Annotated in this window: 26 protein-coding genes; 10 read left to right on the top strand and 16 right to left on the bottom strand. The window is 70.4% G+C overall.

What is annotated here, in order from left to right; genetic code table 11:
- Positions 1–34: 34 nt before the first annotated feature.
- Positions 35–958: a LysR family transcriptional regulator gene (locus AW270_RS04580; RefSeq protein WP_061290931.1), complete on the top strand. Its 924-nt coding sequence runs from the start codon at positions 35–37 to the stop codon at positions 956–958.
- On the opposite strand, the gene AW270_RS04575 is transcribed toward AW270_RS04580, so the two are convergent.
- The 9 genes from AW270_RS04575 to AW270_RS04535 form a co-directional block, all read right to left on the bottom strand.
- Positions 912–1,208 carry a gas vesicle protein K gene (locus tag AW270_RS04575; RefSeq protein ID WP_061290929.1) on the bottom strand — a complete coding sequence of 99 codons (297 nt, stop codon included), beginning with the start codon at positions 1,206–1,208 and terminating at the stop codon, positions 912–914. The genes AW270_RS04580 and AW270_RS04575 overlap by 47 nt on opposite strands.
- Positions 1,205–1,420: a gas vesicle protein gene (locus tag AW270_RS04570; RefSeq protein WP_061290927.1), complete on the bottom strand. Its 216-nt coding sequence runs from the start codon at positions 1,418–1,420 to the stop codon at positions 1,205–1,207. Before AW270_RS04570 ends, AW270_RS04575 begins: the two co-directional genes overlap by 4 nt.
- On the bottom strand, positions 1,410–2,174 hold the full coding sequence (locus tag AW270_RS04565; RefSeq protein ID WP_061291455.1) for a GvpL/GvpF family gas vesicle protein: 765 nt from the start codon (positions 2,172–2,174) through the stop codon (positions 1,410–1,412). The genes AW270_RS04570 and AW270_RS04565 overlap by 11 nt, the downstream gene beginning before the upstream one ends.
- A complete protein-coding gene (locus tag AW270_RS04560) occupies positions 2,167–2,502 on the bottom strand; it encodes a gas vesicle protein (RefSeq protein WP_061290924.1) in 336 nt (111 codons plus the stop codon). The genes AW270_RS04565 and AW270_RS04560 overlap by 8 nt, the downstream gene beginning before the upstream one ends.
- Before the next feature lie 5 nt (positions 2,503–2,507).
- Positions 2,508–2,765, bottom strand: coding sequence for a gas vesicle protein GvpO (gvpO, locus tag AW270_RS04555; protein WP_061290922.1), 258 nt, complete (start codon positions 2,763–2,765; stop codon positions 2,508–2,510).
- Positions 2,766–2,768: 3 nt separating this feature from the next.
- Positions 2,769–2,996, bottom strand: a complete 228-nt coding sequence (locus AW270_RS04550; protein WP_061290920.1) for a gas vesicle protein GvpG — start codon at positions 2,994–2,996, stop codon at positions 2,769–2,771.
- Positions 2,996–3,745, bottom strand: coding sequence for a GvpL/GvpF family gas vesicle protein (locus AW270_RS04545; protein WP_245674565.1), 750 nt, complete (start codon positions 3,743–3,745; stop codon positions 2,996–2,998). The genes AW270_RS04550 and AW270_RS04545 overlap by 1 nt, the downstream gene beginning before the upstream one ends.
- Position 3,746: 1 nt before the next feature.
- Positions 3,747–4,163, bottom strand: coding sequence for a gas vesicle protein GvpJ (gene gvpJ, locus AW270_RS42270; protein ID WP_245674564.1), 417 nt, complete (start codon positions 4,161–4,163; stop codon positions 3,747–3,749).
- Between the two features lie 339 nt (positions 4,164–4,502).
- On the bottom strand, positions 4,503–5,450 hold the full coding sequence (locus AW270_RS04535) for a BtrH N-terminal domain-containing protein (protein WP_082801294.1): 948 nt from the start codon (positions 5,448–5,450) through the stop codon (positions 4,503–4,505).
- 79 nt (positions 5,451–5,529) lie between these two features.
- Between AW270_RS04535 and AW270_RS04530 the strand changes: the two genes are divergently transcribed.
- Together AW270_RS04530 and AW270_RS04525 are read left to right on the top strand one after the other, a co-directional pair.
- Complete coding sequence (locus tag AW270_RS04530; protein ID WP_061290913.1) at positions 5,530–5,949, top strand: hypothetical protein; 420 nt, start codon at positions 5,530–5,532, stop codon at positions 5,947–5,949.
- 1 nt (position 5,950) lies between these two features.
- Complete coding sequence (locus AW270_RS04525) at positions 5,951–8,929, top strand: tetratricopeptide repeat protein (protein WP_061290911.1); 2,979 nt, start codon at positions 5,951–5,953, stop codon at positions 8,927–8,929.
- Here AW270_RS04525 and AW270_RS04520 read toward each other — a convergent pair.
- Together AW270_RS04520 and AW270_RS04515 are read right to left on the bottom strand one after the other, a co-directional pair.
- The gene (locus AW270_RS04520; RefSeq protein ID WP_061290909.1) at positions 8,847–9,785 is read right to left on the bottom strand and encodes an AraC-like ligand-binding domain-containing protein; all 939 of its coding nucleotides are present in this window, start codon (positions 9,783–9,785) and stop codon (positions 8,847–8,849) included. The two genes, AW270_RS04525 and AW270_RS04520, sit on opposite strands and share 83 nt — an antisense overlap.
- A gap of 15 nt (positions 9,786–9,800) precedes the next feature.
- Entirely contained in the window at positions 9,801–10,370 is a 570-nt protein-coding gene (locus AW270_RS04515) for a TetR/AcrR family transcriptional regulator (protein WP_061290907.1), read from the bottom strand.
- A 77-nt stretch (positions 10,371–10,447) separates the two neighbouring features.
- On the opposite strand from AW270_RS04515, the gene AW270_RS04510 reads away from it, so the two are divergent.
- Positions 10,448–10,636 (top strand): hypothetical protein, encoded by a 189-nt coding sequence (locus AW270_RS04510; RefSeq protein ID WP_157521693.1) that lies wholly within the window; start codon positions 10,448–10,450, stop codon positions 10,634–10,636.
- A gap of 114 nt (positions 10,637–10,750) precedes the next feature.
- Complete coding sequence (locus tag AW270_RS04505) at positions 10,751–10,975, top strand: hypothetical protein (RefSeq protein WP_061290905.1); 225 nt, start codon at positions 10,751–10,753, stop codon at positions 10,973–10,975.
- 10 nt (positions 10,976–10,985) lie between these two features.
- Here the strand turns inward: AW270_RS04505 and AW270_RS04500 are convergent, their stop codons facing one another.
- Positions 10,986–11,456, bottom strand: a complete 471-nt coding sequence (locus AW270_RS04500; RefSeq protein ID WP_061290903.1) for a MarR family winged helix-turn-helix transcriptional regulator — start codon at positions 11,454–11,456, stop codon at positions 10,986–10,988.
- Positions 11,457–11,530: 74 nt separating this feature from the next.
- Between AW270_RS04500 and AW270_RS04495 the strand changes: the two genes are divergently transcribed.
- The 3 genes from AW270_RS04495 to AW270_RS04485 all read left to right on the top strand — a co-directional run bounded on the left by AW270_RS04495 (position 11,531) and on the right by AW270_RS04485 (position 14,803).
- Complete coding sequence (locus AW270_RS04495) at positions 11,531–12,895, top strand: TrkH family potassium uptake protein (protein ID WP_061290901.1); 1,365 nt, start codon at positions 11,531–11,533, stop codon at positions 12,893–12,895.
- Positions 12,888–13,547 carry a potassium channel family protein gene (locus tag AW270_RS04490; protein WP_174549840.1) on the top strand — a complete coding sequence of 220 codons (660 nt, stop codon included), beginning with the start codon at positions 12,888–12,890 and terminating at the stop codon, positions 13,545–13,547. The genes AW270_RS04495 and AW270_RS04490 overlap by 8 nt, the downstream gene beginning before the upstream one ends.
- A 101-nt stretch (positions 13,548–13,648) precedes the next feature.
- Entirely contained in the window at positions 13,649–14,803 is a 1,155-nt protein-coding gene (locus tag AW270_RS04485) for an esterase-like activity of phytase family protein (protein ID WP_061290899.1), read from the top strand.
- Here the strand turns inward: AW270_RS04485 and AW270_RS04480 are convergent.
- Both AW270_RS04480 and AW270_RS04475 read right to left on the bottom strand, forming a co-directional pair.
- Entirely contained in the window at positions 14,794–16,077 is a 1,284-nt protein-coding gene (locus AW270_RS04480) for an ArsB/NhaD family transporter (protein WP_061291449.1), read from the bottom strand. The genes AW270_RS04485 and AW270_RS04480 overlap by 10 nt on opposite strands.
- 125 nt (positions 16,078–16,202) lie before the next feature.
- Positions 16,203–16,646 carry a CBS domain-containing protein gene (locus tag AW270_RS04475; protein WP_061290897.1) on the bottom strand — a complete coding sequence of 148 codons (444 nt, stop codon included), beginning with the start codon at positions 16,644–16,646 and terminating at the stop codon, positions 16,203–16,205.
- 182 nt (positions 16,647–16,828) lie between these two features.
- Here AW270_RS04475 and AW270_RS04470 point away from each other — a divergent pair, with 182 nt between their 5' ends.
- Together AW270_RS04470 and AW270_RS04465 are read left to right on the top strand one after the other, a co-directional pair.
- Complete coding sequence (locus AW270_RS04470; protein WP_061290895.1) at positions 16,829–17,758, top strand: sensor histidine kinase; 930 nt, start codon at positions 16,829–16,831, stop codon at positions 17,756–17,758.
- The gene (locus tag AW270_RS04465) at positions 17,755–18,399 is read left to right on the top strand and encodes a response regulator (protein ID WP_061290893.1); all 645 of its coding nucleotides are present in this window, start codon (positions 17,755–17,757) and stop codon (positions 18,397–18,399) included. The genes AW270_RS04470 and AW270_RS04465 overlap by 4 nt, the downstream gene beginning before the upstream one ends.
- Here AW270_RS04465 and AW270_RS04460 read toward each other — a convergent pair.
- Together AW270_RS04460 and AW270_RS04455 are read right to left on the bottom strand one after the other, a co-directional pair.
- A complete protein-coding gene (locus AW270_RS04460; protein ID WP_061290891.1) occupies positions 18,374–19,258 on the bottom strand; it encodes a GlxA family transcriptional regulator in 885 nt (294 codons plus the stop codon). The two genes, AW270_RS04465 and AW270_RS04460, sit on opposite strands and share 26 nt — an antisense overlap.
- Positions 19,255–19,782: a cysteine hydrolase family protein gene (locus AW270_RS04455; protein ID WP_061290888.1), complete on the bottom strand. Its 528-nt coding sequence runs from the start codon at positions 19,780–19,782 to the stop codon at positions 19,255–19,257. The genes AW270_RS04460 and AW270_RS04455 overlap by 4 nt, the downstream gene beginning before the upstream one ends.
- Positions 19,783–19,800 lie beyond the last annotated feature (18 nt).

Genomic DNA, 19,800 nt, shown 5'->3' with positions numbered 1-19,800 from the left:
ATCGTTTACCGAAATTAAACGAAAGGTAGGCGGCATGCTGGAGCGGCACGAGCTTGAGACGTTCCTGACGCTCGCCGAGGAGATGCACTTCGGCCGCACCGCCGAACGTCTGGGGGTGACCACCGGCCGGGTCAGCCACGTGATCAAGAAGTTGGAGCGGCGGATCGGCGCTCCGCTGTTCGAGCGCACCAGCCGGGTCGTGCGCATCACGCCCATCGGGCGGCGGCTGGCCGACGACCTGGCCCCGCTGGCCGCCCAGATGGACGCGGCCCTGCGCAGGGCGATCAGCTCCGGCCGTGGCGTGACCGGACGGCTTCGGGTCGCGTTCCTCGGTGAGTACGTCGCGCCGGTGCTGCTCAAGGCGGTCAACCTGTTCACCGCCCGGCATCCCGACTGCGAGGTCGAGGTGCGTGAGGTGCAGCTGTACAACTCGCGGGCCAGCCTGCTCGACGGCTCGATCGACCTCCTCGTCGCCTCGTTCCCGTTCGACGGGATGGCTTGCGGACCCGCGCTGATGGTGGAGCGGCGCGTGCTGGCCGTGGCCGCCACGAATCCGCTGGCCGAGCGGGAGTCGGTGTCGCTGGAGGCGCTCGGCGACCATCCGGTCGTCCAGTATCCGGCGGTGACCTCGGCCGAGTTCAAGCGTGACCGCACGCCTGAGCGCACGCCGTCGGGCCGGCCGGTTCCCAAGGGACCGCACGGCGGCACCTTCTCGGAGATGCTGTCGCTCGTCGCGCTGGGCCGGGGTGTGCTGCCGGTGGGCGAGCTGACGGAGCGCTACCACCCCCGGCCCGACATCGTCTACGTGCCGATCCACGACGCCCCGCCGATCGAGCGGGGGGCGATCTGGCCGGCGGCGAAGACGACCGCCCGCGTCCAGGAGTTCGTCCGGGCGGCGACGGACGCCGTGGTCACTCCTGTGGCAGCAGTGTCCCCAGGGGGCCCAGGTCGAGGTTGAGGTCGGAGGGGGCCAGGCCGAAGCGTTCGCAGACCTCGGTCATCGCCTCCTCCAGTCTCATCAGGGTCAGGCCGAGTGTCTCGATCTGGTCGTCGGTCAGGTCGGTCTGTTCCATGCGGCGGATGGCCTGCCTCTCCACCAACTGCCGGACCAGCTCCACCAGGGTCAGGACCAGCCGCGACAGGTCTCGCTCCATCGCTTCCGGGTCGGTCTGGATGCGCATCCGGGTGGTCCGGACTGGCTCTGTCACGGCTCCCCCAGGTTCTCTCGTACGGACATGATCAAAACGCGCAGGGAGATGCGGACGAGGTCGATGTCGGCGATCGACAGGACCAGGTCGCCGCTGACGACCACGCCGCCCGCCAGCAGCCGGTCGAGCAGGTCGACCAGCGCGACCCGCTCCGAGGGCAGGCGGCCCTGCTCGGCCAGGGCGGCTCCGCGTGGTGCGTGCTCAACCGTCACCGCGAACCTCCAGGTCGGTGAACGAGTAGGGCGCCCACGGGCCGGTGAGCTCCACGTCCACCCCTTCGCCCCGGAGCTTCTCGACGGCGCGGAGGAAGACCTCGTCGCGGTCGCCGTCGACGAGGTAGGCGCCGTTGAGGATCATCGGCTCCTTGCGGCCGGACAACTCTGGGTCCTGGGCGCGGTGGCGGTGGCTCGCGGCGGCCACGGACGACAGCGTGACGTGGAGTTCCTCGGCGCGGGCGGCGGCCTGGCGCCAGGCCTCCTCGCGGCTGCGCAGGCCCGCCTGGCGCTTCTTCAGGTAGGCCGTTCCGGGGCCGCCCGCCGACTTGGCCGGGGCGGCTTCGGTGACGGACAGGTCGATGTACGCCTTCACGCCCCACTCGCGGCGGCCGGCGATGTGGGCCAGGACGTCCAGGAAGTCGTCATGACGCTCGTGGAGGAGCTCTCTGACCTGGTCGTCGCCCCGGTAGACGGTGACCAGCCGCACCGGCGCGGTCGGGCGCTGCTCGGCGACCTCCTCGACCACGTTGTGGTGGGCTCCCGCGGTCTCGCCCAGCCATTCGAGGTTCTCCATCGAGCGGCGCAGCGGCTCGGCGCCGAACTCGTCGAGCGGGACGGTGCTCACGTACGCGACCAGGCCCTCGTCCACGATGGTGCGGACCGCCGTGCCGGCGACGCCGCGCAGGCCCTCGGGGCCGGGTGACGGGGACTCCTGGGTGACCGCGTACAGGTAGGTTCCGGTGTCAGTCACGTGGGTCACCCGCTTCCAGGGCGTTCAGGCGGGCGCGGAGCCTGCGGTTCTCCTCCTGGAGGGCCTTGCTGTCGCCGGTCAGCCACGGGTCGTGCTCCCACCAGTCGATGCCCATCTCCTTGGCCGTGTCGACCGAGGCGATCACCAGGCGCAGCTTGATCGTGAGCAGTTCGATGTCGAGCAGGTTGACCTTGATGTCCCCGGCGATCACCACGCCCCGGTCGAGCACGCGCTCCAGGATGTCGCCGAGGTTGGCGGGCTCCCGGCGCGACTGGGCGGGCGGGGAGCCCGAACGTACGGCCGGTGCGTATCGTGAGCCGTCCGTCATGTCGTCTAACCTCCGCTGCCTCGCCGGTATCGCGCCTTTCTCCGGTACGAAAGAAGGTTGCCGTCCGCGTCGAGATCGGCCTCGTAGAGCGCCAGGATGTCGCCCGAGGAGGGGATGCGGCGGTCCTCGACGACCTCGACGACCACCACCCAGCCGTCCTTGGCGGGTTCCACCAGGGTGACGCCCTCCGCGTCCTTCGAGGTGAGCCCGGCGATGAGCTTCACCCCGACCTCGCCGGCGGTGACGGCCGTCAGGTCGCCCATGGGTCAGTCGCCTCCCGTCATCCGCTGCAGGATCTCGGTCATGGCCTCCTCCGCCTCCTCCTCGGTGAGCTCGCCCGCCGCCTGGGCCGCTTCTATCTCGTCCAGCTCGCGCCTGATCACCGTGGGGTCGTGCAGCTTGCGCTCCGCCTCGTCGCGCAGCAGTTCGCCCAGCCGGATGACCCCTTTGACCGGTGCCAGCGGCAGTTCCAGGAGGGTGGTGAACAGGCCCATCACTCCGCCTGTTCCTGGGACACGATGAAGTCGTAGGGCGCCATCGGGCCGAGGAGACGGATCTCGACCTGGTCGGCCCACTTCTTGGCCAGGCCCTCGACGGCCTGCTCCAGTTCGCCCTGCCGGTCGTTCTCGACCAGGACGGCCATGTGCACGGCGTCCCACTCGTGCGACGGCGGGCGGACGGTCGACATGACGGCGATGGGCTCGACCTCGTCCCACATCGCGGCGGTGGCCGCGTCGCGTTTGGCCTCGATCGAGTTGTTGATGATCTCGCCCAGCCGGATGTTGTGGTCCCGGGCGGCCTCTTCGGGCAGCGCGCTGATCTCCTCGCGGAGCTGGGCGGCCTCGGCGTTCTCGGTGAGGATCTCGGCGAGCACCGCGTCCTCCTCGAAGCGTCCCTTGATCACGAACTGGGCGCGGCCTTCGAGCTCGTTCAGCGCGGCGACGAACTCGTCGTGGTACGGGGCCAGGAACTCCTCCACCACGGCGTCACGCGTGGCCAGCACGGCGCCGAAGCGGATCGGCAGCACGGGCACCTCGGCGGCGGTGGCGTTGAGCAGCTGCTCGTGGGCGCGCAGGTCCTTGGGCGTGCCGAGCGGACGGTCCATGACGATCTCGCTCACCAGCGCGGCGATCTTGCCGTGGCGGACGGAGAGGACCGGCGCGTCCGCCACGCCCTCGGCCTTCTCGTCGATCTCGATGTCCTCGGGGACGACTCCGTAGATGTAGGTCGCGGACTCGTTCATGTCAGCCCTCCTGGCTGTTCTTGCGAGGAGCGGCATGCTCGCGCTCGCCGGAGAAGTCGTTCAGCTTGTCGCCCGCGGCCTCCAGTGGGCTGCGTTCCTTGGTCTGCTGAAGCTGTTCGATCTGCTCGATCTGCTCCGGGTCGAGCTGCTGCGCCTGCTGGCCGCCTCCGCCGCCCGACATCGCGGTCTGCACGACCTCCGGCAGTCCGGGCTTCCTGGATTTGGTGAGGTCGAGCCGGTTCGTCGCCTCGGCGAAGCGCAGATAGGTGTCGACGCTCGCGATGACGATCCGGGCGTCGATGCTGAGGATCTCGATGCCGATCAGCGACACGCTGACGTAGGCGTCGATGACGAGCCCCTTGTCGAGGATGGTGTCGATGACGTCGGCCAGGCTGCCTCCCCCGGACGATTTCTGCATCCCGCCGCCCGCGCGGCTTCCCACAGGTTGCACCGTCATGGGTACCTCTCACTGATGGTCGGTTCCGCCGGTCCTTCCTTCGGGTCGGGGTAGGCGCCGTACCGGGCGTTCGACGTTGGCCTGCGGCCGTTCCCGGACGACGACGGGGGGTGCTGCGGCGGGGAGCGCGGCGCGTTCGACGAGAACCTCCAGGAGGTTCCGCAGTTCCCGGACGAGCCGCTGGAGCGGTGACACTGCTTCGGGCTGTCCTGTGGCCATCACGCTCATCCCTTCCCGAACACGACCCCCATCCCCGCCGACTCGGCGAATAACCACATATCCACACACAAGAGGGAATCTTTACTGAGATAAAGCCATCATTGCGTTCTTCTCGACAATGGAAAGCTCATGAAGAATGGCGCCGGCCTCGGCGAGGCGCGTTTCGGCGACCAGGGCGGCCACCTCGGTCCATCCGGCCGCGGCCTCGGTGAACAGCGTGTGAGCCGTGCTTATGGCGGGGTCGTCGACCAGCTCGGCGCACTCGCCGAGGAAGTCGCGATAGAGGGCGCGGAACAGCGCTCCGCCGGTGCCGCCTTTCTCCATCAGGAAGGCGATTCGCCGGAGGTCTTCTTCGGGGAGCCGCCATTTCGGGATGCGGAGGGACGCTTTATCGATGCCGCGACATCCGAGGTTCCCGATAGGCGGTGTGAGAAAGGTCCGGGCGCATTCTCTAATAGCGGGGACGATCTGGTCCTGCCATCGCGGCACGCGCTCCGGCAGGGTGATGGTGAACGAGCGGTTCCTGGCGGTCATCGGGCCGCGTTCGGCCCGGGCCGCGGCCAGGCTCTCCCTGCCGGTGCGCACCGCGCCGCCCTGCCCGGCGGTGTCGATCAGGTGGACGTCATGCTCGTCGTAGCCGTACATGGCGACGACGTGGCCGCCGAAGTGGACCTTGGTCGTGAAGTAGTCGAGGTGGTGGCAGTCGAGCTGGAGGCCGACCGGCCGGCCGGCGTCGATGGAGGCGGCGGCGTTGTCCCAGGCCTTGCGCCGGGACGTGGTCTCCGCCACCCGCAGAGTGAGGCCGAGCCGGGCCGTCAGATTCCTGGTGAGCTCGAACGGCTTGACCCGGCCGCCGAGAAAAGGGAACGCCATCGCCCTGCTTTCCCAATAAACGAAGGACAGCCCTGAACCGAGGCCGAAAAGCATGGGCTCGGACAGGTCGAGGCCTTCGTGCCGCAACAGCACTCCGAGCGTCGTCGTCTCACAGTGGTGGGTGCCGCGGGGCTCGATGCCGTTCAGGATGGTCACGCGTCCAGCGTGAGGTCTCACACGGGGAGAGAGTCCAATCACGACGCCATGCGCGCATACGACGATTAGAGTCGGGCGGGTGAGTGCGGAACTGGCGCAACTGGCACAAGAGGTGTCGCCGTACGTCACGGCGGCGATCAGCGCATATGGGGCGGCGGTCCTGGCCAGGGCCAACGACGACGCCGCCGACGCGACCGTCGGGTGGGGCCGCGGGCTGCTGCGGCGCATCTTCGGCACCGCCCCGGAGGAGACCCCAGAAGCGGTCGCCGAACTGGCCGCCGACCCGGACGACCCCGATCTTCAGGCGGCGCTGCGGGTCCAGATCCGCAGGCTGCTGAGCACCGATCCCGAACTGGCGGCGGACGTGCGGGCCATGCTGGACCAGGCGCGGGCCCAGGGGCCGGCCGTCACCGCGTCGGGCGACCGCTCGGTCGCCGTCGGCGGGGACAACACCGGGGTGATCGCCACCGGCGACGACGCCTTCATCGCCGGGCGCTGACATGGCCGACACGCCGCCCGTCGCCGCCCCGGGCGCGCGGTCCGTGGCGGTGGGCGGCGGCGTCAGCGGCACGGTGATCACCGGAGACGTCCGCGTCGAGGTCGGTCAGGTGCTGGCCGCCCGGCAGGTCCGGGTCTCGCCGGACGCGCCGGTCCACCGGCTGGAGGCTCCCCGGGCCGGGACCTTCGTCGGGCGCGACCTCGACGGGCTCCGCGCGCTGCTCACCCGGGCGCCGGCGGTCCGGCAGGTCGTCCACGGCATGGCCGGGGTGGGGAAGTCGGAGCTGGTCCGGCAGTACGCCCACGCCTACCGCGACGAATATCCGGTCGCCTGCTGGATCACCGCCGACTCGCCGCAGAACCTCGAACTCGGGCTGTCCGGGCTGGCGGCGGCGCTCCATCCGCCGATCGGCCTGGTCGGCGACGCGGCCATGGCCGCCGGTTGGGCGCTCGACTGGCTCCAGTCCCACCCTGGCTGGCTGGTGGTGCTGGACAACGTCGACGACCCCGCCGACGTGCGGGCCTGCGTCGACCGGCTCTCCTGCGGACACCTGGTGATCACGACCCGGCGGGACGTGTTCTGGCCGGGGCTGACCGCCCTGTCCCTGCCGGTTCTCGACGGACCGGCGGCGCTGGAGCTGCTGCGGTCGATCGCCGGGGAGCCGCCCGGCGAGGTGCTGGCGGAGATCGCGGCGGAGCTGGGGCATCTGCCGCTGGCGCTGGAGCAGGCGGCGGCGTACATGCGCCAGGAGAGACGTGGCCCCGCCCGCTATCTGCGGGAGCTGCGCGCAGACCCGGCGCGGGCCCACGCGCGGTCTCCCCAGGGCGGCGACGCGGAGCGGATCATCGCCCGGCTGTGGAACCACCACGTCACCGCGCTGGGCGAGCACGAACATCTGCTGCGGGTGCTGGCCTGCCTGGCCCCCGACGACGTGCCCCGGTCGCTGTTCGGCGACGCGTGGGACGACGGCCTGGCGGTCCTGGCCTCGTACAGCATGATCACCCGGTCGGGGCGGGACGAGACCGAGACGATCAGCATGCACCGGCTGTTCCAGTCGGTGATCCGCCACGGGCTCGACCACGACGATCCGCGCCAGGAGCGGGCGCGGGCAACCGCGCTCTCGGCCCTGATGGGCGCGTTCCCCGGCGACCCCGCCACCGATGTGAGCAGCTGGGCGGCCTGGCGGGACCTGCTGCCGCACATCGACGCGCTCGCCTCCCGCTGCCGGGAGGGCGACGAACACACGGATCTCAGCCTGCTCCTCGCCAGGGCGGGGGTGTTCCTCATGGTCCAGGGCCGGCACGAGCGCGCGCACGACCTCGCCGTCCGCGCGCTGGCCATCGCCGAACGCGGCCACGGCCCCGGCCACCCCACCATCGCGACGTTCCTGGGCAACCTCGCCGGCGCGCTCAGCAATCTCGGCCGGCCCGGAGAGGCCCTCCCCCTGGAAGCACGCGCGCTGGCCATCGCCGAAGCCGCCCACCGGCCCGATCACCCCGAGATCGCCAACCGCCTGGGCAATCTGGCCCAGATCCTCCATGACCTCGGCCGGTCGGCGGAGGCCGTCCCGCTGGCGCGGCGCGCCCTGGCCATCACCCAGGCCTCCTACGGGGCCGACCACCCTCGCGTCGCCCTGCGGCTGAGCAACCTGGGCGTCACGCTGCAAACTCTCGGACGAGCGGCCGAAGCCGTCCCGCTGTTCCGCCAGGCCCTGGCCGTCAGCGAGAGCGCGTTCGGCCCCGACCATCCCGATACCGCCACCCCGCTCGGCAATCTCGCCGCCGCCCTCCGCGTGGCGGGCCACCCTGGAGAGGTCCTCCCGCTCGAACAGCGCGCCCTGGCCATCACCGAGGCCGCCTACGGGCCCGACCATCCCCACGTCGCCGCCCGGCTGGGCAACCTCGCCCTGGGCTTCTCGAGTCTGGGCCGGCCGGCCGAGGCCCTCCCGCTGGAGGAGCGCGCGCTGGCCATCGTCGAAGCCGCCCTCGGTCCCGGTCATCCCGAGATGGCCCTGCGCCTGGGCAACCTCGCCGCCACGCTGCACAACCTCGGACGTCCGGGCGAGGCCCTGCCGCTGTTCGAGCGTGCGTCGGCCATCGTCGAGACCGCCCTCGGCCCGGACCATCCGGCCATGGCGACCTGGCTGAACAACCGGGCGCACAGCCTCCTGGCCCTGGGCCGGCCCCGCGAGGCCATCCCCCTCGCCGAGCGGGCCATCGCCGTCACGGAGAAGGCGTTCGGCCCCGACCACCCCGACCTGGCCGTCCTGCTGGACAACCTGGCGCTCGGCCTGCGCGACACGGGACGGTCCGCCGAAGCCCTCGCGCTGCTCGAACGCTGCCTGAGCATCACCGAGGCCGCCTACGGGCCGGACCATCCCCAGTACGCCAGCGAACTGGGGAACCTCGCCGTGATCCTGCGCGAGACAGGGCGGCTGGACGAGGCGGCCGACATGGAACGGCGCGCCCTGGCCGTCGCCGAGACCCTCCTCGGGCCCGGCCACCCACGCGTCGGCGTCCACCTGGCCAACCTCGCCGTGATCCTCGCTGATCTGGGACGGCTGGAGGAGGTGACGCCGTTGCAGGAACGCGCCCTCGCCATCACCGAGGAGGCCTGCGGTCCCGACCACCCGGACACCGCCGTCCGGCTGAACAACCTCGGCACCACCCTCAACGACGCGGGACGGGCGGAGGAGGCCGTCCCGCTCCTCGAACGCGCGCTGGCGATCACCGAAGCCGCCTACGGCCCCGACCATCCAGACGTCGTGGTCCGGCTGAACAACCTCGCCGCGGCCCTGCGCGGCCGGGGACGGCCCGAAGACGCCGTCCCTCTCCTCGAACGCGCGCTGACGCTGGCCGAGACCGTCCACGGCCCGGACCACGCCCAGGCGGTCGCCCTCAGGGCCGCCCTGCGCTCCGGCTCCGACCCGTCCGGTAGGCCCCCGGCGACTCCCCGAAGGCGGTCCGGAACGTCCGGCTGAAGTGGGCGTCGTTGTGGAACCCCCAGCGCGCCCCGATGGCCCGGACCGCCAGCCCGTCGAAGCGCGGGTCGGCCAGATCCCGCCGCGCCCGGGTCAGCCGCCGCTCGCGGATCCACGTCGCGGCGCTCAGCCCCTGCCGTTCGAACATCCGCTGGAGGTGCCGCAGCGACACGTGGTGGGCGTGCGCGACGGCGGCCGGGGACAGGGCCGGTTCGTGGAGGTGGTCTTCGATGAAGGCCTGGATCTGGATCAGCGACGGCGGGCCGGGCACGCCGACCCCGGCGTGGGCCGCCAGCACGTCGGTGATCAGTTCGAGGATGGTCGCGGTCAGGGCTGGTCGGGCGCCCTGTTCGGCGAGGTGGAGGAGCAGGTCGGCGAGGAGGCTGCCGACGCCGGGGAGCCGCGTCGACAGCAGGGGCCCGACGGTGCTCGCGGGCAGCGGCAGCGCCTGGTGGGGGAACTGGACGATCATCCCCTCCGCCGCGACGGGGGTGGCGCTCGACCACGCGTGGAAGGGGCGCGAGGTGTCGTAGAGGGTGAAGTCGCCGGGGACCAGGGTGCACTGGCGGCCGTTCTGCTCCAGGCCCGACCTGCCCATGAGGGTGTAGTTGAGCTGGTAGAACTCCGGGTCTGACTGGCGGATGCGCCGGACGGTCCGGCGCGCCTCGAACGACGCCGAGCGCACCCGCGAGACCTGCACGAGGCCCAGGTCGACGGCGGTCATCCGGGCCCAGAAGTCGGCCGCGTGGTCGCTGGCGGCGTCCACCGACACCACCGACTGGCCGACGGCCTCCCACCAGAAGTCGAAGCGCTCATCGGCTGGTAAGTGGTCCAGCGTGATGACGGTGGTCTGCATCTTTCGGACGATATGTCACACCCTGAAGACGCGGTCGAGTTGCCGGTCGATCAGCCGGACCGCGTCGGCCTCGGTGCGGTGGCCCAGGAGGATCTGGCCCTGCAGGCCGCCGGCCGCGGCGACCAGGAAGGCCGCCTCGTCGCCGGGTGACTCGGTCACGTCCGCGAGCAGCGCGGCCACCATCGTCTCCAGGGCGTCGGGGTCGTCCTGGATCGCCGCCCGCAGGCCGGCGTCGGCGAGGAAGCGGACGAAGTAGGCGGCGTACACGACATGGCGGGCCCGGCGTTCCTCGTCGAGCGGGAGCAGCTCCAGCAGGACCGCCCGGACGATCTCCCGCAGGCCCGGCCCCTGGGCCTCGACGCGCTCCCTGGCCCGTTCTCCGGCGTCGGCGTTGATGATCTCCAGGGCGCCCAGGAGGAGGTCGTCGCGGGTGCCGAAGTAGTACTGCACCAGCCGGACGGACACGTCGGCCTCGGCCGCGACCTGGCGCAGGGTCACCTCTTCCAGGCCGCCCCGGCCGGCGAGCCGCCAGACGGCCTCGGCGATCTGGCGGCGGCGGCGCGCATGGTCGACCTGACGTGGCATCGGCCCCCCTCTTTTGTGGTTCGATCGTACCAACTCGGTTTATGATGCGGTCGTACCACAAACGTGAGAAGGGGCTCATGAAGATCATCGGCATGGTGCTACTGATCCTGGGGGCACAGGGGGCGATCCGGATGCTGGTCGACCACGACGACGCGGGGCTGCTGGGGTGGCTGCCGGGCGGGTTCGCGGCCCGGATCGCGGTCTACGTCGTGATCACGATCGCCGGGATCGCCCTGGCGGGATGGGGGGCCAGGAATCGCACATGAAGCTTTCACGGGCGGGCGCAGGTCGCCCTCCCAAGGCGGCGGGCGGCGCTGGGCGGGAACCGGGCGCGGTGCGATATTCCGGGTAGCCACCCCCGACTCCCGTGGAGGATCGCCGTGCGCAAACTCCTGGTCTCCGCCGCTCTCCTGAGCGGCGTGTTCCTCGCCGTCACCGGCACCGCCGCCCCCGCGCAGGCCGACAGCATCCGGTACGCCTACTACATGCAGTCAGACTGCTACAACGGCGGCAACCTGGGCATCCAGTGGGGCTGGTGGACCAGCTACCGCTGCTCGTGGGAGACCCACGGCGGGCAGCAGTGGTTCTGGTTCCTCTACGCCTGACCTCCCCGGGTTAGAGGCTCTCCACCGCCATGCAGGGGTTGGTGCCGGGGGCCGCCTTGAAGATCGCTTCGGCGGCCCGGTCGGCGTAGTCGCGGAAGGCCTCCCGCTGGTCTTCCGGGAGGCCGCCGAGCACGCTCGCCTCGGCGTCGGCCATCCGCTTCTCGCCCTCGGCCTGGACCTTCCGGCCCGTCTCGGTCGCCACGATCCGGCGCGCGCGGCGGTCGCGGGGGTCGGGCCGGCGCTCGATCAGGCCGGCCTTCTCCAGGTCGTCGATGACATAGGTGAGGACGGTCCGGTCGATCGCCAGCCGGGTCGCCAGGGCGCCCTGCGTCGGCACGTCTTCGTGGACGACCACCGACAGGAGGAGGAACCCCCGGCTGCCGTGAGGGAGGTCTCGGAACGCCTCCTCGGCGAACTCCTGCCAGCGGCGCAGGACCATGCTGATGGACCAGCCGAAATTGGCGGCATGCCGGGGAGCCATGCGATCCACCCTAACCCGGCCGTTGCTGTTACCGTGGGGCCCGATCTCGCGCGCTCCGCGGAGGCGTTTCTCCAATGGCAGGGTTGTTAACGGCGCGGCGTGTCCGCCGCCCGTCGATATTTCACCATCCCGCACGCGTCGTCGTCGGCGGGTTCGGGTTCGCCATCCTGGTCGGCACCCTGCTGCTGTCGCTGCCCGTCGCGACCACCGCCGGGACCTCTCCCGGGCTGATGCCCGCCCTGTTCACGGCCACGTCGGCGGCCTGTGTGACCGGGCTGGTCATGGTCGACACGGCGGCCCACTGGTCGGTGTTCGGCGAGATCGTGATCGCCGCGCTCATCAAGATCGGCGGCCTCGGGATCATGACCCTGGCCACCCTGTTCACGGTCCTGATCGCCCGGCGGCTGAAGCTGCGCACCCAGATGATCGCGCAGGTCGAGACGCGCGCGATGAACATGAGCGACGTGCGCCGGGTGGTCCGCAACGTCGTGCTGTTCAGCCTGCTCTGCGAGACGGTCGCGGGCACGATTCTGACCGTCCGATTCATCGTCGCCTACGACGAGACGTTCTGGCGGGCCGCGTATCTGGGGTTCTTCCACGCGATCTCGGCGTTCAACAACGCGGGCTTCGCGCTGTGGCCCGACGGGCTGATCCGGTTCGCCGCCGACCCGTGGATCTGCCTGACCATCGCCGTCGCGGTCATCATCGGCGGCCTCGGGTTCCCGGTCATCTTCGAGCTCGTCCGGCTGTGGCGTCACCCCGGCCGCTGGTCGGTGCTGACCCGGGTGACCATGTTCATGACGACCGTGCTGCTGGCCGGGGGGACGCTCATCTTCCTGTCGGTCGAATGGCACAACCCGAAGACGCTGGGCGCGCTGGAGGACCCCGGGAAGCTGCTGGCGGCGTTCTTCGCCGCCGTGATGCCGAGGTCGGGCGGGTTCAACAGCATCGACATCGCGTCGATGGAGCCGTCGAGCTGGCTGGTGACCGAGCTGCTGATGTTCATCGGCGGCGGCAGCGCCGGCACGGCCGGGGGCGTCAAGGTGACCACGATCGGGCTGATCATCCTGATCGTGTGGGCCGAGATGCGCGGCGAGACCCACGTCAACGTCGGCCACCGGCGGCTGTCGTCGCCGGTGCAGCGCCAGGCGGTCGTCATCACCGCGATGAGCGCGGCGCTGGTGGTGGTGTCGACGTACCTGCTGCTGCTGATCAGCCCGCACGACCTGGAGAAGGTGCTCTTCGAGGTCGTGTCGGCCACCGGCGTGGTCGGGCTGTCGACCGGCATCACGGCTGACCTGCCCCAGGCGGGGCAGGTGCTGCTGCTGATCCTGATGTTCATCGGGCGCATCGGGCCCCTCACTCTTGGATCGGCGCTGGCGCTGAAGGAACGCGGCCGCCGTTACGAACTTCCCGAGGAGCGTGTGATCGTTGGCTGACAAGAGCGACGCCGTCGTGGTGATCGGGCTGGGCCGGTTCGGCAGCTCGCTGGCTCTCGAACTGACCAGGCGCGGGACCGAGGTCCTGGCCATCGACAGCAATGCCAAGACGGTCCAGCACCTGGCCGGGCACATCACCCACGTCGCGACCGCCGACGCGACCGACGTGGAGGCCCTCAGGCAGCTCGGCGTGCCCGACTTCTACCGCGCGGTCGTGGCCATCGGGACCGGGCTGGAGGCGAGCATCCTGACCGCGTCGCTGCTGGTCGAGATGGAGATCGAGGACATCTGGGCCAAGGCCATCACCAAGCAGCACGGCCAGATCCTGCGGCGCATCGGGGTCCACCACGTGGTCTTCCCCGACAACGACATGGGCGAGCGGGTGGCGCGGCTGGTGAGCGGGCGGATGCTCGACTACATGCAGGTCGACGACGACTTCGCGCTGTGCAAGACCCGGCCGCCGCGTGAATACGTGGGCCGCCCGCTGGGCGAGTCGAACCTGCGGCGCAAATACGGGGTCACGGTGGTGGCCGTGAAGAGCCCGAACGAGGATTTCACGTACGCGACGGCGGACACCGAACTGTCCTACGGCGACGTGATCCTCATCTCCGGGCGAACCGATGACGTGGAGCGGTTCGCCGAACTCCCATAATTCCCCCATGAGTGCCGCGGCAGGTCCGGCCAGCCGTGACTCGGAGCGCCTTAAGCGATCTCATGAACCCCGATCGAATTGTTCGGGGGACGAGGAGAATCGTGCGACACCATCTTGCCCGCATCGCCCTGGTGGCGCTGGCCGCGATGGCGCCGGCCGCCCAGCCCGCGCTGGCCGCCGACCGGCCGGACTTCCGGATCACCCGGTTCCTCGGTGACCAGCGGCTGCCGCACCTGACCCAGGTCGAGGGCACCACGCTCGGCGGACTGTCCGGGATCGACCGCGACCCGCTCACCGGGACCTGGTATTTCATCTCCGACGACCGCTGGCGCTACCAGCCGGCCCGCTTCTACACCGGCAAACTCGACATCAACAAGCGGACCGGCGAGTTCCGCGGGGTGAGCGTCAAGGGCGTGCACACGCTGAAGCGGCCCGACGGCTCGCCCTATCCTCCGTACGCCCAGCCCGATTCCGCCGACCCGGAGAGCATCCGCTGGGACCCCCTGACCCGCAAGCTCGTCTGGTCGAGCGAGGGTGACCGGCCCGACCCGCAGAACACCGCCATCCCGATGTCGCAGCAGTTCATCCGCTGGGCCAACCGGGAGGGCGAGCACGTCAAGAGCCTCCACCTGCCCCACAACCTGCTGTTGACGAACGAGAACCGGGGGCCGCGCCGCAACTTCGGCATCGAGGGCCTGACGCTGACCAAGCACCGGATCGCCGCGATCGTCGAAGGACCCCGTTTCGAGGACGGCACCCCGCCGAGCGTCGAGGCGGGCGCCCCCGCCCGGATCACGGTGTGGAACCGCAACGGCCGGGTCCGCGCCCAGTACGCCTACCAGATCGAGAAGCTGCCCGCCGCGCCGATCCCGCCGACCGGCGCGACCGACAGCGGCGTGTCCGAGCTGCTGGCCATCGACGACCACCGCTACCTGGCGCTGGAGCGGTCGTGGATCGAGGGCGTCAACTACCGGGTGCGGCTCTACGAGATCGACCTGCGCGGCGCGACCAACATCCTGCACCGTGACAGCCTGATGACCCGCATGTTCTACCGGCCGGTCCGCAAGCACCTGATCCTCGACATCAACCAGCCGGAACCCACCCAGAACCTGGAGAGCCTGGCGTGGGGTCCGCGGCTGAAGACGGGCGAGTGCACCCTGGTCATCGGCTCCGACGACAACTTCTCGCCGCAGGAGTCGACCCACTTCCTGCTGTACGCGGCCAAGGGCTGCCCGCGCGTGATCGATCAGAAGTAACGCAGCCAGATGTACGCCCAGGCCATGGTCGTGCTGAGCAGCGTGACCACGATGCCGTAGCGGGTGAACTGCCAGAAGGAGATCGGGTTACCGGTCCGGGCGGCGATGCCGATGGCGACCACGTTGGCGCTGGCCGCGACGGCCGTGCCGTTGCCCCCGAAGTCGGCGCCGAAGGCGAACGACCACCAGAGGGCCTGCGAGGTCTGCGGGTCGGGGGCGGCGGCGGCCATGCCCTCGACGACGGGGGCCATCGTGGCGACGTACGGGATGTTGTCGAAGAACGCCCCGAGCACGGCCGAGCCGAACAGCAGTGACGTGGCGGCGGCGAAGTGGTTCTGGCCGAACAGGTCGACGGTCCACTCGCCGATCGCCCGGATCGCCCCGGTGTGGGTGAGGCCGGCGACCATCACGAACAGGCCCATGAAGAAGACCAGCGTGGGCCATTCGACCTCTTTGAGCACGTCGGACAGGTCGACCTTGGTGACCAGCAGCATGACGCCGGCGCCCACGAGCGCGATGATCGACGGCTGGACGTGCACGACCGCGTGCAGGCCGAAGGCGACGACCACGCCGCCCATCACGATCAGCGACTTGACCAGCAGCCCCTTGTCGGTGATGGCGCGTTTCTCCTGGAGGGCCATGACGGCCGCGACGTGCTCGGGGTGGTATTCGAAGGACTTGCGGAACAGCGGGTAGGTGAGCAGCACGAACGCCGCGAAGATGACGACGACGGCCGGGGCCATGTGGATGAGGAAGTCGTTGAAGGTCAGGCCCGCGCGGCTGCCGATGATGATGTTGGGCGGGTCGCCGATCAGGGTGGCCGCGCCGCCGATGTTCGAGGCCATGATCTCGGCGATCAGATAGGGCTGCGCGGGGATCCGCAGCCGCTGGCAGACCATCACCGTGACCGGGGCGACCAGCATGATCGTGGTGACGTTGTCGAGGAACGGCGAGGCGACGGCCGTGATGGCCATCAGCATCACCATCAGCCGGTAGGGCCGGCCCATCGAGCGTTTCGCCGCCCAGATGGCCAGGTAGTCGAACAGACCGGTCTGTTTGACCACTCCGACGATGACCATCATGCCGAGCAGCAGGAAGATGACGTTCCAGTCGACGCCGGAGTGCTCGGAGAAGAACACTTCCGCTCCGGGCGCGAAACCGAGGACGGTCATGACCCCGGCGGCGATGAGAACGACTTTGACCTTGTTCGCCTTCTCCGTGGCGATGAAGAAGAACGCGATCACGAACACGCCGACGGCGAGGATCGCACTCATCCTGGCCTGACCCATCGAAGCGTGGGCATGCGAAAACGACCTCCGAGCAGGTGAGGGGTTGGGCGCCGGCGGGGACCGCCCGCACAGTCGCGGCCGCCGGCGCCCAAGTCAGAAAAGGTCAGGCCTCAGATGGACAGGCTGATCAGCAGTCGTTCGAGCGTGATCGCGCCATGCAGTGTGCCGTCGTCGCGGACCACCGCCACCAACGGGCTGCGGGCCCGCGCCATCAGCGCGGAGATCTCCAGCAGGGTCGCCCCCATCGGGACGGTCACGGGTCGGGCCACGGGTTTGGGCAGGCAGTCGCCCACGGTCAGGTTGCCGATCTCCTGCCAGAACACATCGGCGTGAATCTCATCCAGCGTCCGCGCCAGGGCGGGGTCCTCGTGGATGCTCAGCGGTATCGCCAGCCGGAGCACCTGGGTGCCCGGCAGCACCGTCCAGGGCCGGCCGTGCCCGTCGACCACGATCAGGCCGGGGAGCCGGTTCAGGACCATGATCCGGACCGCGCGGACGACCGAGTCGGTCGACGTCACGGTCGGCAGGGTCGCGGCGATGTCGCGCGCTTGCATGTCACCATCCACTCGCGCCGGACGGTAGGTCGCGTAGGTTTCGGTCACGGCCTGTCACCTCCGGATTGGGAACTCCTTCAGTCTGCCTATTGGTCTTTTGTCCGGCTATGGGGGCTGACACCCATCTTGGGTGACGCACATCCTGCATGGACAGACCAGGCGAAGATTGCCAATCTGGGAACATGGGACCCTTGTTCTGGCGACTGTGCGTGATCAACGGTGCGGTCTTCACCGTCGGCACCCTCGCGCTGGCGCTGTCTCCGGCCACGGTGTCCTCACCGGTCCTGCTCCGCGAGATCCTCGTCCTGGGCGCCGGGCTGGCCATCATCCTGGTGACCAACGCGCTGCTGCTGCGCACCAGCCTCGCACCGCTGACCACCCTCACCGACCTCATGCACCGCGTCGACCTGCACACCCACGACCGCGCGGTCGACCGGGGCAACGGCGACCTGACCCACCTGATCGACAGCTTCAACACGATGCTGGAGCGCCTGGAACACGAGCGCACCTCCGCCAGCGCGCACGCCCTCGCCGCCCAGGAGGGCGAACGCCAGCGCATCGCCCGCGAACTGCACGACGAGATCGGCCAGAGCCTGACCGTCGCGCTGCTAGGCCTGAAACGGGCGGTCGACCGCGCCCCCGACGACCTGGCCGAGGAGCTCGACCTGGTCAGGGACGCCATCCGGGGCAGCCTCGACGAGGTCCGGCAGGTGGCGCGGCGGCTGCGTCCCGGCGTGCTGGAGGACCTCGGCCTGCACAGCGCGCTGACCGCGCTGACCGCCGACATCGCCCCGGCCGTGGAGGTCACCCGGCGGATCGACCCCCTGCCGCCGCTCTCCCCGGAGGCCGAACTGGTCATCTACCGGATCGCGCAGGAGAGCCTGACCAACGTGGTGCGGCACGCGAACGCCACGAAGGTGGAGCTCTCGCTCCGGCCCTCCGGCCGGGACCTGGTGCTGACGATCGCCGACGACGGAATCGGCGGCGTCCGCGCCGAAGGGGCCGGAATGCGGGGTATGCAGGAACGGGCGCTGCTGATCGGCGCCCGTCTCAGGGTCGCCTCGGAGCGGGGGACCGAGATCAGGCTGACGATTCCCGGAGTGATCAGATGACCCGCATCCTGCTGGCCGACGACCACGCGCTGGTCCGGCGGGGGGTGCGCCTGATCCTCGACGCCGAACCCGACCTGGAGGTCGTCGCCGAGGCCGCCGACGGGGCCGAGGCGGTCGAGGCCTGCCGCGACGCGAGCGTCGACCTGGCCATCCTCGACATCGCGATGCCCCGCATGACCGGCCTCCAGGCCGCCAGGGAGATCTCCAGGCGCCGCCCGGAGATCCGCATCCTGATCCTTTCGATGTACGACAACGAGCAGTACTTCTTCGAGTCGCTGAAGGCGGGCGCGTCGGGATACGTGCTGAAGTCGGTCGCCGACCGCGACCTCATCGAGGCGTGCCGGGCGGCGGTGCGCGGCGAGCCGTTCCTCTACCCGGGCGCGGTCACCGCGCTGATCCGCGACTACCTGCGCCGCCACCGCCAGGGCGACCCGCTGCCCGACCAGATACTGACCCCGCGCGAGGAGGAGATCGTCAAGCTGATCGCCGAGGGCAACTCGACCAAGGCCATCGCCGAGACCCTGTTCATCAGCCCGAAGACGGTCGACCGCCACCGCGCCAACATCCTGGCCAAACTCGGCATGAGCGACCGGCTCGACCTGACCCGCTACGCGATCAGGGCCGGCCTGATCGAGCCCTGAGCCGGCGCAGCATCCGGGCGTCGTCGAAGCCCGCCTCCCGGGCCGCCGCCTCGACCGTCGTGCCGTGGCCGATGAGGTGTTCGGCGTGCTCCAGCCGGAGCGACTGCTGGTAGCGGAGCGGGGTGAGGCCGGTCGCGCGGGTGAAGAGCCTGGTCAGGGTGCGTTCGCTGACGCCCGCCGCCAGGGCGAGCCGGGTCAGCGGCAGGGGTTCGGTGAAGCGGGCGTCGATCAGGTCCTGGACCTGGTGGACGGTGTCGTCGAGGTGGTCGCGGTGCCTGAGCATGGCGCTGGCCTGCGGCTCCGTGCCGTTGCGGCGGGCGTAGACGACCATCTCGCGGGCCACCTGGGCGGCTCTGGCCGGGCCCTCGCGGGTGGCCACGACGTGCAGGGCGAGGTCGACGCCGCTGGCGATGCCGGCGGAGGTCATCACCCGGTCGTCGACGGTGAACAGCACGTCCTTCACGACCGTCGCCCGGCGGAAGCGGCGGGCCAGGTCGTCCTGGAGCTCGTGGTGGGTGGTGCAGCGGCGGCCGTCGAGCAGACCGGCCGCGCCGAGCGCACGGGCTCCGGAGCAGACGCTCGCCACCACGCCGCCGCTGTCGTGGTGGCGTCTGAGCCGGGCGAGCAGTTCCTCGGACAGAGCTCTCTCGCCGCGCCAGCCGGGCACCAGCACCAGGTCGCCGGGGGACGGCGACGGCCAGACCTGGCCCGCCACCACCGGCAGCCCTTGGGCGCTCATGACCTGCGGCCGGTCGGCGACGTAGGCCAGGCGGTAGCCCGCCGTGTCGAACACCTGCGCCGGACCGGCCAGATCGAGCAGGTGCACCCCGTCGACCAGGGCGAAGACGACCAGTGTCATTCCAGTTCGGCCACCGTCGCGATGCGGGCGAAGCGGTCGCGGAGCACGGCCTCGGTGCGGGCCGTGATCTCCTCGGCGGTGAAGCCGCCGACGCCCTCGGTGGTGGTCGCCTCGGTCACGAAGACGACCTGATAGCCCAGGTCACTGGCCACCCGGGCGGTGGTCTCCACGCACTGCTCGGTACGGATCCCGCACACCACCAGCTCCCGCACCCCGGCCTCGACGAGCCGCTGCTGGAGGTTGGTCGTGGTGAACGCGTTGTGGGAGGACTTGTACAGGATCGGCTCCCCGGCCACCGGCTCGTCGAGCTCGGCCAGGAACCTCACGTGGCCGGACGCGGGGTCGAACACACCGCCGCTGCCCTCTTCGGCGTGCAGCACCCAGACGACCCGGTCACCTCTCGACCGGGCGGCCCGGACCAGCCGGTTGACCGGTTCGGCGATCTTGGGGTTGCCGATCCGGTCCCACTCGGGGCGGGCGCGGAAGGATTCCTGGACATCGATGACGATCAGCGCTCGGCTCATGCCTCTGAGTCTGACCTC

The organism is Herbidospora cretacea (genome assembly GCF_001570605.1).
GTDB lineage: Bacteria > Actinomycetota > Actinomycetes > Streptosporangiales > Streptosporangiaceae > Herbidospora > Herbidospora cretacea.
Note: the sequence above shows the minus strand (reverse complement) of the source record. Positions and strands in the feature narration are given on the sequence as shown.